Source organism: Enterobacteriaceae bacterium Kacie_13 (assembly GCA_013457415.1).
Lineage (GTDB): Bacteria > Pseudomonadota > Gammaproteobacteria > Enterobacterales > Enterobacteriaceae > Rahnella.
Genome location: CP045665.1, coordinates 3159451 through 3172026, shown reverse-complemented (window position 1 = coordinate 3172026; position 12576 = coordinate 3159451). Strand labels below are relative to the sequence as shown.

Annotated in this window: 10 protein-coding genes; 7 read left to right on the top strand and 3 right to left on the bottom strand. The window is 58.0% G+C overall.

All coding sequences use genetic code 11. The annotated features are described in order from the left end of the window. Positions 1-11: 11 nt before the first annotated feature. Genes GE278_14505 through GE278_14495 form a run of 3 tightly spaced genes read left to right on the top strand, consistent with a single transcriptional unit; the run spans position 12 to position 4803 of the window. Positions 12-1388: a TolC family outer membrane protein gene (locus GE278_14505; GenBank protein ID QLK61914.1), complete on the top strand. Its 1377-nt coding sequence runs from the start codon at positions 12-14 to the stop codon at positions 1386-1388. A gap of 50 nt (positions 1389-1438) precedes the next feature. Next, positions 1439-3616 (top strand): type I secretion system permease/ATPase, encoded by a 2178-nt coding sequence (locus GE278_14500; protein ID QLK61913.1) that lies wholly within the window; start codon positions 1439-1441, stop codon positions 3614-3616. 17 nt (positions 3617-3633) lie between these two features. Further along, positions 3634-4803 (top strand): HlyD family efflux transporter periplasmic adaptor subunit, encoded by a 1170-nt coding sequence (locus GE278_14495; protein QLK61912.1) that lies wholly within the window; start codon positions 3634-3636, stop codon positions 4801-4803. A gap of 225 nt (positions 4804-5028) precedes the next feature. Here GE278_14495 and GE278_14490 read toward each other — a convergent pair whose 3' ends face one another. Further along, positions 5029-5808, bottom strand: coding sequence for a transporter substrate-binding domain-containing protein (locus tag GE278_14490; GenBank protein QLK61911.1), 780 nt, complete (start codon positions 5806-5808; stop codon positions 5029-5031). Positions 5809-5848: 40 nt separating this feature from the next. Beyond that, entirely contained in the window at positions 5849-7003 is a 1155-nt protein-coding gene (locus tag GE278_14485) for an aminotransferase class I/II-fold pyridoxal phosphate-dependent enzyme (GenBank protein ID QLK61910.1), read from the bottom strand. Positions 7004-7159: 156 nt separating this feature from the next. On the opposite strand from GE278_14485, the gene GE278_14480 reads away from it, so the two are divergent. Then, positions 7160-8122: a LysR family transcriptional regulator gene (locus GE278_14480; GenBank protein QLK61909.1), complete on the top strand. Its 963-nt coding sequence runs from the start codon at positions 7160-7162 to the stop codon at positions 8120-8122. A 12-nt stretch (positions 8123-8134) separates the two neighbouring features. On the opposite strand, the gene bioA is transcribed toward GE278_14480, so the two are convergent. Beyond that, a complete protein-coding gene (gene bioA, locus GE278_14475) occupies positions 8135-9412 on the bottom strand; it encodes an adenosylmethionine--8-amino-7-oxononanoate transaminase (protein ID QLK61908.1) in 1278 nt (425 codons plus the stop codon). A gap of 137 nt (positions 9413-9549) precedes the next feature. Between bioA and bioB the strand changes: the two genes are divergently transcribed. Genes bioB through bioC form a run of 3 tightly spaced genes read left to right on the top strand, consistent with a single transcriptional unit; the run spans position 9550 to position 12532 of the window. Beyond that, complete coding sequence (bioB, locus tag GE278_14470) at positions 9550-10587, top strand: biotin synthase BioB (protein QLK61907.1); 1038 nt, start codon at positions 9550-9552, stop codon at positions 10585-10587. Positions 10588-10590: 3 nt separating this feature from the next. After that, complete coding sequence (gene bioF / locus GE278_14465; GenBank protein QLK61906.1) at positions 10591-11742, top strand: 8-amino-7-oxononanoate synthase; 1152 nt, start codon at positions 10591-10593, stop codon at positions 11740-11742. Then, entirely contained in the window at positions 11726-12532 is an 807-nt protein-coding gene (gene bioC, locus GE278_14460; GenBank protein ID QLK61905.1) for a malonyl-ACP O-methyltransferase BioC, read from the top strand. The genes bioF and bioC overlap by 17 nt, the downstream gene beginning before the upstream one ends. The last annotated feature ends 44 nt before the right edge of the window (positions 12533-12576 follow it).

Here is a 12576-nt window from a genome sequence, read left to right as displayed (position 1 = left end):
TGGTGTCGGTAATGAAAAATAAGACAGTGAAACGGCGAGCAGCCGTGTTGTTGGGCACTTTGTGCCTGACGGCTTTAACAGGGAACTACGGGGTATGGGCGGCGGATAAACAGCCGGAATTTAACTGGCAGGCGGCACCGACGGAAGAAATGCGCGCCAGCCTGTCGTTACGTGATGCGATTTTGCGTGCGTTCGCGCGCAATCCGCAAATTGCCGAAGCGGCGGCGCAAATTCGCGTCGGCAACGGCAATCTTGATGAAGCCAAAAGTGCGTGGTATCCGCAGATTTCTCTTCAGGGAACCGCGGGTAAATCGCACCAGACCGATTCGGCGGGCAGCCTGAGCAATAACGCCTCTGCCGGGATCCAGCTCAGTCAGCTGCTGTACGACTTTGGTCGCACCGGCGGCAGTATCGATCAGCAGGAATACCTGTCTGACTCCTATCGTTATTCCCTCTACAGCACCATGACCGACGTCGCGCTTAGCACGATGCAGGCCTATCTGTCGGTCAAACGCTATCAGGCACTTAGCCTTGCGGCCCGTGACAATATTGTTTCTATCGAACGTGTGAAAGACACCGCCAGACTGCGTGCCGATGCCGGGCTGAGTTCGCAGTCCGACGTCTTGCAGGCCGAAACCCGCATCGCCGGGATGCGCGCCACTGTTGAACAGTATCGCGCCCAGCAGCGCTCGGCGCAGGCGCAGCTGACGGTGCTGACCGGCGTGGTCTCCGATAATTTGCCGGATCTGCCGCAAAGTCTGCTCGATCAGAAAGTCACTCTCGACAAAATCCCCTATGAGAACAGTACGCTGGTGCGTGCGGCGCAGGCCAAACAGCAGGCGGCGATCCAGCTGGTAAATCAGACCGAGGCGCAGCACTGGCCGACGCTGAAAATTCAGGCCGGTCGCACCCGTTACGAAAATACCGGGGGTGGCGGTTCTTACTGGGACGATCAGGTGCAGCTGGCGGTGGATGCGCCGGTGTATCAGGGCGGCGCGGTGAGCGCCAAAGTGCGGGCGGCGGAAGGCCAGCGTCAGGCGGCGCAGGCGGATGTGGAAAAAGCCAAGCTCGATATCAACCAGAAAGCCTCGACCGCCTACGCCGACATGATAGGCGGACAGCAGCGTCAGGTGGCGGGCGAAGAACAGTACGCCAGCGCCACGCACACCCGCAGCGTGTATCAGGACGAATACAAACTCAGCAAACGCAGCCTGAACGATTTACTCAGCGTCGAACAAGACGTTTTTCAGGCTGACACCATGCGCATCGGCGCGCTGTATGACGGATGGGATGCCACGGTGCGCTACGCCGCGGCGGTGGACAATCTGGTCGATATGTTAGGCATCGACCGCCAGAAACAAACCGGTGACACCATTCCGTCGCTGTAAATCTGAAACAGGACGGGAATGACCCAGAAGCATTCGATAACGAGGTTGAAATGAGCAATGAAACAGCAACACCTTTGTCGATAGACGTCTGGATAAGCGCCATGGGGCGCGTGGCCGAATCCTTCGGTAAGCCAGCCGATCCGCTTTATCTTCGCCAGCAAATGCGCTGGTTCGAACATCAGCCGCTGCGCCGTCAGCTCGATCGGCTCAGCGGCCTGATGGGTTTACAAGTCGGCATGGTCAGCTGGAGTCAGGTGCGCTGGCGCCAGGAAGTGCTGCCCGCCGTGGTCACCCTCGAACAGGGCGGCATCGCGGTGCTGGAAAACCTGCACGATGACGGCACGGTCGATTACTGGCTAAGCGACGGTGGTGATTTACTGCGGTCGATGGAGCTGGCGACGATGCTTGAACAAAGCACAGGCCCGGTCTTCTTAGTCGGCGTGGCACCGCGCGGGCGCGATCAGCGCATCGACCAGTTCGTGCAGCCGCACCGTAAACACTGGTTCTGGGAAAACTTCCGTGGTTCAGGGCGGAAAATCGCTGAAATCTCACTGGCCTCAATCATCGGTAACGTGCTGGCGCTGGCCGGAATTCTGTTCTCGATGCAGGTTTACGATCGCGTCATTCCGGCGCAATCCTTCCCGACGTTGTGGGTGTTGTTTTTCGGCGTAGTACTGGCGGCGGGACTGGAATACATCATCCGCCTGATGCGCACGCTGGTGTCTGATCTGATGGGTAAACGCATCGACCTCAAAGTTTCCTCGCTGTTTTTTGTGCGGGCGATGAACATCAAAAATGACGACCGGCCAAAATCCACCGGTTCCTTTATCTCTCAGCTGCGCGAAATCGATCAGGTGCGCGAACTGCTGACCTCGACAACCGTCAGCGCTGCCGCCGACATGCCGTTCGTGCTGCTGTTCCTCGCCATTATGTTCTTTATTGGCGGCCCGCTGGTGATCATCCCGCTGCTGGCTATCCCGCTGATTGTGATCCCCGGCATTCTGATCCAGTGGCCGATGGCGAAACTGGCGAAAGAGGGGATGCGGGAGAGCGCGCTGCGTAACGCGGTGCTCGTAGAGACCATCGAAGGCATCGAAGACATCAAAGCGTTACAGGCCGAGGCCTATTTTCAGCGTCAGTGGGAACAGACGCACGAAGTGAGTGCGGCGGTCGGCATGAAGCAACGCCTTTGGGGCGCACGCCTGACCGGCTGGGCCTCGACGGTGCAGCAGCTGACCTACGGCGGCATGCTAGTGTTTGGCGTCTATCTGGTGCTGAGCGGCGATATCACCACCGGTACACTGGTCGCCAGCAGCATGTTGTCATCGCGCACCATCGCGCCGCTGATGCAGCTGACCATGGTGTTCTCCCGCTGGCAGCACGCCAAAAGCGCCATGCACGGGCTGGATGAATTGCTGAAAAAACCGATCGACCGTCCGGCAGATGCCGAACTGTCGCACTGCCCGACGCTGAGCGGCCACTTCAATGTGCGCAATCTGCAATACACCTACGATAAAGAGAATGCGCCGAACGTGCTTGGCATCGGCCAGCTGGAGATTAAACCGGGCGAGCGCGTGGCGATCCTCGGCAAAGTAGGCGCGGGGAAATCCACGCTGCTGAAACTTCTCTCCGGGCAGGCCAGCCCGTCGCAGGGAAAAATCCTGATCGACGGTGTGGACATGACCAAAGTCGAACCGGCCGATATCCGCCGCCAGCTGGGTTATCTGTCGCAGGATTCGCGCCTGTTCTTCGGCACGCTGCGCCAGAACCTGATGCTCGGTTATCCGCACGCTACCGATCAGGAGATGTTGCAGGCACTGCGTATCAGCGGTGCGCTGTCGATGGTGCAGGCTGACGCCTCCAGCCTCGATAAAATTATCAATGAAGGCGGGCGCGGGCTCTCCGGCGGCCAGCGGCAAATGGTAATGCTGAGCCGTATGATCCTGCGTAATCCGCAGGTAGTGCTGATGGATGAACCGACGGCCTCGATGGATGAAGCGCTGGAAGAGTACGTCATCCGCCAGCTGCATACATGGCTGGTGGGGCGGACGTTCATCGTGGTGACGCACCGTCCGGCGCTGCTCAAGCTGGTGGACAGAATCGTGGTCATGGACAACGGCCGCGTAGTGGCCGACGGGCCGCGCGACAAAATACTGGCGACCGCCGCCAGCAATACGCCTGCACCTGCCGTTGCGGCAGCCACCGACAACCGACAAGGCGCAGCCTGAGCTGCTGAGGACACCGCATGGCACATTTAACATTACACGATGAGCTGGAAGCTGAAGGGCGCAAAGTCTCATGGATCATCTGGGCCTCGCTCGCCAGCCTGCTGATTTTCTTCGTCTGGGCGCGGTTCGCGGTGCTCGATGAAGTGACGGTCGGCACCGGCAAAGTCACGCCATCGAGCAAGGCACAGCAGATCGACTCCCTCGACGGTGGCGTGATATTAAAACTGCTGGTGCAGGAGGGGTCGGTGGTCAATCGCGGACAGCTGCTGGCGCAGCTCGACCCGACCCGCTCGCAGTCTAACTTCGGCGAGGCGGCATCGCGGGTGCGCACACTGCGCGCCTCTTCCGAACGCCTGAGCGCTGAACTGACCGGTGCACCGCTTAAATTCAGCCCGGAAACCATGAAATCGCCGGAGCTGGTGGCGCGTGAACGCCAGCTCTATTTATCGCGCAAGCAGAACCGCGATGAAACGGTCAGCAACCTTCAGCAGTCGCTAAAACTGGTGAACGACGAAATTAATATGACGCAGCCGCTGGTGGCCAAAGGCGCGGCGGGGCAGGTGGAAGTGATTCGCCTGAAACGTCAGGCCAGCGAACTGCGCGGAAAAATCGACGATGCGATTAACCAGTATGCCGTGCGTGCGCGCGAGGAGCAGGTGAAAAACAACGCCGATCTGGATGCGGAAATGCAGGTAATGGCCGGGAAGGAAGATCAGGTGACGCGTTCGGAGCTGTATTCGCCGGTGCACGGTATCGTTAAAGACATTCAGGTGTCCACCGTCGGCGGCGTGTTACAGCCGGGCGGCAAGCTGATGGAAATCGTCCCGATCGAAGACCAGTTGCTGATCGAAACCCGCATCAACCCGCGCGATATCGCCTATATCCGTCCGGGATTACCTGCCACGGTGAAAATCTCTGCCTACGATTCATCGATTTATGGCGATCTTGAGGGCAAAGTTGAAGGTGTATCGCCCGATACCCTGCAGGATGAAGTGAAACGCGATCAGTACTATTACCGCGTTTATGTGCGTACCGATAAAGCTTTCCTGACCAACAAAGCCGGTCGCCAGTTCCCTATCGTACCGGGGATGGTGGCCAACGTGGATATCAAAACGGGCCAGAAAAGCGTGCTGGATTATCTGATTAAGCCGTTGAATAAGGTGAAGGAATCACTGAGGGAGCGTTGAAACCTGCTGTTGAGCGGGATCTGGTTTGGGAAGTTAACTCCCTCCCCTGCGAAGGGGAGGGGTGGGGTGGGGTATTAAGGTCAATCCAGATAGGCAGACCAGATCACGTACCTCAACAAATTTGTTGCCAGCAATACCCCCTCCCAACCTCCCCCCTCCGCAGGGGGAGGAGCAAAGCAAACCAACTCAGTAACTTCTTTAAAAAGGGTGAGATAGCGCGGTCTTTTACTTCACACTCACATCAATATCACCAAAGTATTTCTTCGACAGCGTTTTCACGGTGCCTTCCTGCTTCACTTTCGCGATGGCTTTATCGAGTTTTTCTTTAGTAGCGGTGTCACCTTTGCGCAGGCCGAAGGCGATGCCGCTGCCGAGGATTTTATCGTCACGCACGGCCTCTCCGACAAATCCGAAATCTTTACCGTCCGGACGCGAGAGGAAACCGGTCTGACCGGCTGGTGCGAGGACTAAGGTACCGTCGAGGCGGCCAGAGGAGAGATCCAGATAGACCTGGTTTTGATCCTGATACGACACCACATCGACGCCTTTCGGTGCCCAGTGCGCCTGTGCGTAGCTTTCCTGAATCGAACCCTGCAACACGCCGATATGTTTACCTTTCAGCGACGCCACGTCAGGCAGCAGGCCGGAATCTTTTTTGGCGATCAGTTTGCTGGGGACGCGGTAGATAACGTCGGTGAAATCAATCGCCTGACGGCGTTTCTCGGTGACGTTCATCGCCGAGTTAATAGCGTCAAATTTACGCGCCTGCAATCCCGCAATCAGGCTGTCGAATGAGGTATCAACCCAGTCGCATTTCAGGCTGGCGGCGGCGCAGACGGCGTTGCCCAGATCGATATCAAAACCCTGCAATTCGCCGGTGGCACTTTTAGATTCAAACGGCGGGTACTGCGCTTCCAGACCAAACTTCAGCGCAGAACCGTCGGCCAGTGCGGAAAAGGAGGCTACGGCACAACCTAACAGTAATGCGATTTTCAACTTTTTCATTATTCACAATTCCCCAGCGTGATGGTGATAAATGCAAGGCTCAGACGCGACACAGACGGCGGGCGCCCTCGTACAGCGTGTCGTTATCTTTCGCGAAACTCAGGCGGATAAGCCCGGTAGGTTTGTTATTGCTGTAAAACGCCGACAGCGGAATGGTGGCTATCTGATGATCACGGATCAGGCTCAGCACAAATTCGTCGTCGGAGAGCGGGCTGAAATGGCTAAAACGCGCCAGCATAAAGAAGCTGCCACGGCTTGGCAGTAATTCAAAGCGGGATTCGCTGAGCGCATCGGCCAGTAAATCACGTTTTTGTTGATAAAAATCCGCCAGACCGAGATAACTCTGCGGATCGGCCATCGCTTCAGCAAAGGCGACCTGCATCGGCGTGTCGGCGGAGAACATCATAAACTGGTGCACTTTGCGGATTTCACTCATCAGTTCAGCGGGCGCGAGGCAATAGCCGACGCGCCAGCCGGTGACGTGATAGGTTTTGCCGAAAGAAGACACAATCACGCTGCGCTCGGCCAGTTGCGGATGGCAGGCCATGCTTTCATGGCGCTCGCCGTCGAACACCACATGTTCATACACTTCATCGGATAAAATCACGATGTCTGTGTCTTTGGTCAGCGCGGTCAGGCGTTCGATATCAAAATCAGTAAAAATCGCGCCGGTCGGGTTGTGCGGACTGTTGATGATGATCATCCGCGTGTGGCTGTTAATGGCACTCGCCACCTGATCCCAGTCGATGCTGAAATCATCCATCGAAAGCGCAATCGCCACCGGCTTTGCGCCCTGCAAACGGACAATCGGCGCGTAGCTGTCAAACGACGGTTCGAAGTAAATCACCTCATCGCCCGCATGTACCAGCGCGCTGATGGCGGAATACAGCCCTTCGCTGGCGCTGGCCATCACGGTAACTTCGGCATCGGCGTCGTAATGGCAGCCGTAGAGCGCGTCAACTTTGGCTGACAGCGCATGGCGCAGTGCCGCCACGCCACTCATTGGCGCGTACTGGTTATGACCTTCGCGCATGGCTTTGGTCACGCTGTCGATAAGCGACGGCTGACAGGAGAAATTCGGTGCGCCCTGTGACAAATTCAGGGCATTGTGCTCAGCGCTCAGCTGGCCAATCACGGTGAAAATCGTGGTGCCGACGTCGGGTAATTTAGACTGCGGTAACAGTGCGCTTTTCATAGCAGGCTTCCCAATAAATCAGGCCACACGGCCATAAGAGGGTTAAAACGGGTGTTCAACGATTAAGCAACAGTTCCCCTGTGCCGACAATAGAAAATTTGTCATACTAGGCATGATCTGCGGTCATGGCTTAATGACGATTTAACCGAGGTGAATGTGACCCTTTCTTCCGAGTTGTCCCATCTGAATGCCCTGAATTTACCGTCACTCAACGTGCTGAAAACCTTTGCCGTGGTGGCGCAGACGCTCAATCTGACGCACGCCGCGACGCTGCTGCACATCACGCAGGGCGCGGTCAGCCGGCAGATAACCGGGCTGGAAGTGTCGCTCGGTTATCCGTTGTTTTTACGCCAGGCGCGCGGACTGACGCTGACCCCGCGCGGCGCACAGCTGTTGCCGCCGGTACAACAGGCGCTGGCGCTGATGGGCGAGGCGCTCAAACGCGTCGGTTCACACCCGGACACGCTGCGTATTAAATGCCCGACCTGTTCGATGCGCTGGTTGTTGCCGAGGGTTATCCAGTTGCAAAATGACCGCCCTGATATGCGCATCGAACTGACGGCATCCATCGCCCACGGTGTCGATTTCAGCAATGAGCATTTTGATGCGGCGGTGATTTTCGGGCGGCCGCCGGAATCCCAGCGACGTGCTCACCATTTGTTTGATGAAGTGCTGACGCCGGTGTGTACGCCAGACTTTCTGCCGCGTCACAACGGGCGAACGGACGTAGGTGAGCTGGCGGATAAAACCCTGCTGCACCCGACGCGGGATCGTCGTGACTGGCTGATGTGGTTACGTGAAGAGGGCGTGCAAAGTCTGCCTTCGGCCAAATCACAGCATTTTGACACGCTGGATCTGGCGATTAACTCGGCGTTGCAAGGTTATGGCGTGGCGATTGGCGATCTGACACTGATCGAAGATGATTTACAGGCGGGAAGGGTGATTGCGCCATTCCCGCTGTGCGTGGCGAGCGGCGCGGCGTACACATTGCTGTACCCGGAAAATCCGACGCCCGCGCTGACGGTGGCGATTGACTATCTCACCGAAGAAGCGCGGCTCAGCCGTGAAAAGCTGAGCGCGCTGCTTTCGACGTCACACCGTCTGGTCAGCGCGGTGTAACGACGGCGCGAATCAGTATAACGCAGCCAGCGCACTGGCAATCGCGCCGGTCAGCTGGCTAAGCTCTGCGGGCGAAATGATGTACGGCGGCATCAGGTAAATCAGCTTACCGAACGGACGGATCCACACGCCTTCGGCAACAAAGTGTTTTTGCAACTGCGCCATGTTCACCGGTTCGCGCATTTCTACCACACCTATCGCGCCGAGCACGCGCACATCCACCACCGCCGGGTGTTCCGCCAGCGGCTCCAGTTCGGTTTTCAACTGTTTTTCGATGCTAAACACCTGCGCCTGCCAGCGGTTCTCTGACAACAATCGCAGGCTGGCGTCGGCAACAGCACAGGCCAGCGGATTGCCCATAAAAGTCGGGCCGTGCATGAAACATCCCGCTTCGCCGTTGCTGATGACTTCCGCTACGTGGCGGGTGGTCAGGGTGGCCGAAAGCGTCATGTAGCCGCCGGTCAGCGCCTTCCCGAGGCAGAGAATATCCGGCGAAATTCCCGCGTGATCGCAGGCAAACAGCTTGCCGGTGCGGCCAAATCCGGTGGCGATCTCATCGGCAATCAGCAGCACGCCGAAGGTATCGCACAGCGCACGCACCCGCTTCAGATAAGTTGGATGATAAATTCGCATGCCGCCCGCCCCCTGCACCACGGGTTCTAAAATCACGGCGGCGATTTTGCGATGATTCTCTTCCAGCAGGCGGGCGAACGGCGCGATATCCTCATCATCCCATTCCCCGCCAAAACGGCTTTGCGGCGCATCGGCAAACAGATGCTGCGGCAGATAACCCTGATACAAACTGTGCATAGAATTTTGCGGATCACACACCGACATCGCACCGAACGTGTCGCCGTGATAGCCGTTGCGCAGCGTCAGCAGCGTCTGACGTTTCTCACCGCGCGCCTGCCAGTACTGCATCGCCATTTTCAGCGCGACCTCCACCGCGACCGATCCGGAATCCGCCAGAAACACGCATTCCAGCCCGGCAGGGGTCATCTCCACCAGACGACGTGACAGCGCAATGGCCGAGGGATGAGTGATCCCGCCGAACATCACGTGCGACATTTTGCCGATCTGTTCGATCGCCGCCTGATTCAGCTGCGGGTGGTTGTAACCGTGGATCGCTGCCCACCACGACGACATGCCGTCCACCAGCTGGCGGCCATCGGCGAGTTGCAACATCACGCCAGACGCCGATTCAACCGCATACGCGGGCAGCGGTTTGGTCATGGAGGTGTAGGGATGCCAGACATGGCGCTGGTCGAACTCGAGATCGGCGGGGTTCATAAAAGATTCCTGCGGGTGCAAAGTTGTAAACTAAAAAATATAATTATCGTTGACCGTAAACTAAAACGAATCGAGAATGGTTGACAGTATACCGACCATAAAAACGTTCACGAAACATTTATTTTGGAGTCGTCGCGATGACCACCCGCACCCAATGGACGCTTGAGAAAACTCAGGCACTGTTTAACAAACCTTTCCTTGAGCTGATGTTTGAAGCTCAGCAGATCCACCGTCAGCACTTCGATCCGCGTCAGGTACAGGTCAGCACGCTGTTGTCGATCAAAACCGGTGCCTGCCCGGAAGACTGCAAATACTGCCCGCAAAGTTCCCGTTATAAAACCGGTCTGGAATCCGAACGTCTGATGGAAGTTGAACAGGTGCTGGAATCGGCGCGTCAGGCGAAAGCCGCCGGTTCAACCCGTTTCTGCATGGGGGCGGCGTGGAAAAACCCGCATGACCGTGATATGCCCTACCTCGAGCAGATGGTGCAGGGCGTAAAAGAGATGGGCATGGAAACCTGCATGACGCTCGGCTCGCTGAACACCACCCAAGCGCAGCGTCTGGCCTCAGCGGGGCTGGATTTCTACAACCATAATCTCGATACGTCACCGGAATTTTACGGCAGCATCATCACCACGCGCAGCTATCAGGAACGTCTGGATACGCTGGCGGAAGTGCGCGGTGCGGGCATCAAAGTGTGCTCCGGCGGTATTGTGGGTCTGGGCGAAACCGTCAAAGATCGCGCCGGTTTACTGATGCAGCTGGCGAACCTGCCGGTGGTGCCGGAAAGCGTGCCAATCAACATGCTGGTGAAGGTCAAAGGCACGCCGCTGGCCGATAACGACGACGTCGATCCCTTCGACTTTATCCGTACTATCGCCGTCGCGCGCATCATGATGCCGCAATCTTACGTGCGCCTCTCCGCAGGCCGCGAGCAGATGAGCGAGCAGACGCAGGCGATGTGCTTTATGGCTGGTGCCAACTCCATCTTCTACGGCTGCAAACTGCTGACCACGCCAAACCCGGCGGAAGACAAAGATCTGATCCTGTTCGGTAAACTCGGTCTGAATCCGCAGGTTTTCGAAACGGAAATGGGTGATAACCAGCAGCAGGCCGCGCTGGCCGAACAGCTGGTTCACGCCGATACGCCGCAATTCTACAACGCCGCTGTCTGAACGATGAGCTGGCAAACGCGGATCGATGCCGCGATTTCCGCCCGCAAACAGGCCGCCGCTTTCCGCGTACGTCAGCCGAACCGGGGCGGCAGCGCGCGCTTTCTGACGCAAGGCGAGCGGCGTTACCTGAATTTCTCGGGTAACGATTATCTCGGCCTGAGTCAGGACGCTGAGGTGATCGCCGCGTGGCAGCAGGGCGCGCAGAAATATGGCACGGGCAGCGGTGGTTCCGGGCACGTCACCGGGTACAGCGATGCGCATGCCGGGTTTGAAGAACAACTGGCCGCGTGGCAGGGGTATCCGCGCGCGCTGCTGTTTATCTCAGGCTTTGCGGCGAATCAGGCGATCCTGGCGGCGCTGATGCAAAGCGAAGACCGCGTGCTGGCGGATAAACTCAGTCACGCATCTTTACTGGAAGCCGCCGCACACGCGCCTTCACAGCTGCGGCGGTTTCATCACAATCAGCCGGATTCTCTGGCGCGCTTGCTGGAAAAACCGGTGGCCGGTGAAACGCTGGTGGTGACCGAAGGCGTATTCAGCATGGACGGCGATGCCGCACCACTTGCCGAACTGCATCATTTATCGCAGGCGCACGGTAGCTGGCTGATGGTCGATGATGCCCACGGCGTCGGGGTGATGGGTGAGCAGGGGCGCGGCAGTTGCTGGCAGCAGGGCGTTCGACCGGAGCTGCTGGTGGTGACCTTTGGCAAAGCGTTCGGATGCAGCGGAGCGGCGGTGTTGTGCGACGAGGCAACGGCCGATTATCTGTTGCAGTTTGCCCGCCATCTGATTTACAGCACCGCGATGCCCGCCGCGCAAGTCTGTGCGTTACAAGCCTCGCTGGCGCGGATCCAGCAAGACAACGGCCTGCGTGATAAACTGGCAGCCAATATTGCCCGTTTTCGCGCGGGTGCCGCCGGATTGCCTTATCGGCTGACCGGTTCGCAGACCGCGATCCAGCCGGTTATCGTGGGCGAAAATCAGCCCGCGCTGGATCTGGCGGCAAATTTGCGCGAGCGCGGGTTGTGGGTCAGCGCTATCCGTCCACCGACGGTGCCGTCGGGCAGCGCGCGGTTGCGTATTACCCTGACGGCGGCGCACAGGCCGGAAGATATCGATTTTTTGCTGGAGTCCCTTCATGGGTGCAGTCACTGAATTAGTGAATAAACAAGCGGTGGCCGACGCGTTCAGTCGTGCTGCTATCAGTTATGAAAATGCCGCACAGTTGCAGCGTGAGGTCGGGGAGGAATTACTCTCTCTTGCCGCGCCGTACCTGAAGATGTATGCGCTGGACGGCGTAAAAAATACCGTGGTGGATGCGGGCTGTGGCACCGGCTATTTCAGTCGCCACTGGCGGGCGCAGGGCAATCATATCATCGCGCTGGATCTCTCCGAAGGCATGTTAACGCGTGCCCGCGAGCTGGATTCCGCCGACGAATATGTACCCGGTGATATTGAGCGTCTGCCGTTTGCCGACAACTCCGTCGACATCTGTTTCAGCAATCTGGCCGTGCAGTGGTGCAATGCCTTGCCGCGTGCGCTGGAAGAGATGCACCGCGTCACCCGCAATGGCGGGCTGGTAATTTTCTCCACGCTGGCGGAAGGTTCGCTCAACGAGCTGGCCGCCGCCTGGATGAAGGTTGACGGGCGTCGCCATGTGAACAAATTCCTGACGCCGGACAAAATTGCCGAAGCCTGCGCGCCGTATCGCCACGAAGTCACTTTCAGTGATCACATCGCCGAATTCCCCGATGTGATGTCGCTGATGCGGTCTCTGAAAGGCATCGGTGCGACGCACATCAAAAATGGCCGCATCGGCGGGCTGGGCGGGCGCGAGCGCCTGCAATTGCTGGAAAAACATTACGTCCGCCGCGACGGCATCCTGCCGCTAAACTACCGGATGGTCTACGGCATTTTGCAGGTGGAAGAGCTGATCCCACGCTAATAAACTCCTCCCCCTCGCAGGGGAGGGAGCCAAACCAACACCAG

Coding starts and splice junctions, on each gene's coding strand:
- GE278_14505 (QLK61914.1), top strand. CDS start 12: ATGAAAAATAAGACAGTGAAACGGCGAGCAGCCGTGTTGTTGGGCACT.
- bioA (QLK61908.1), bottom strand. CDS start 9,412: ATGAACCCCGCCGATCTCGAGTTCGACCAGCGCCATGTCTGGCATCCC.
- GE278_14500 (QLK61913.1), top strand. CDS start 1,439: ATGAGCAATGAAACAGCAACACCTTTGTCGATAGACGTCTGGATAAGC.
- GE278_14495 (QLK61912.1), top strand. CDS start 3,634: ATGGCACATTTAACATTACACGATGAGCTGGAAGCTGAAGGGCGCAAA.
- bioC (QLK61905.1), top strand. CDS start 11,726: ATGGGTGCAGTCACTGAATTAGTGAATAAACAAGCGGTGGCCGACGCG.
- bioF (QLK61906.1), top strand. CDS start 10,591: ATGAGCTGGCAAACGCGGATCGATGCCGCGATTTCCGCCCGCAAACAG.
- GE278_14485 (QLK61910.1), bottom strand. CDS start 7,003: ATGAAAAGCGCACTGTTACCGCAGTCTAAATTACCCGACGTCGGCACC.
- bioB (QLK61907.1), top strand. CDS start 9,550: ATGACCACCCGCACCCAATGGACGCTTGAGAAAACTCAGGCACTGTTT.
- GE278_14490 (QLK61911.1), bottom strand. CDS start 5,808: ATGAAAAAGTTGAAAATCGCATTACTGTTAGGTTGTGCCGTAGCCTCC.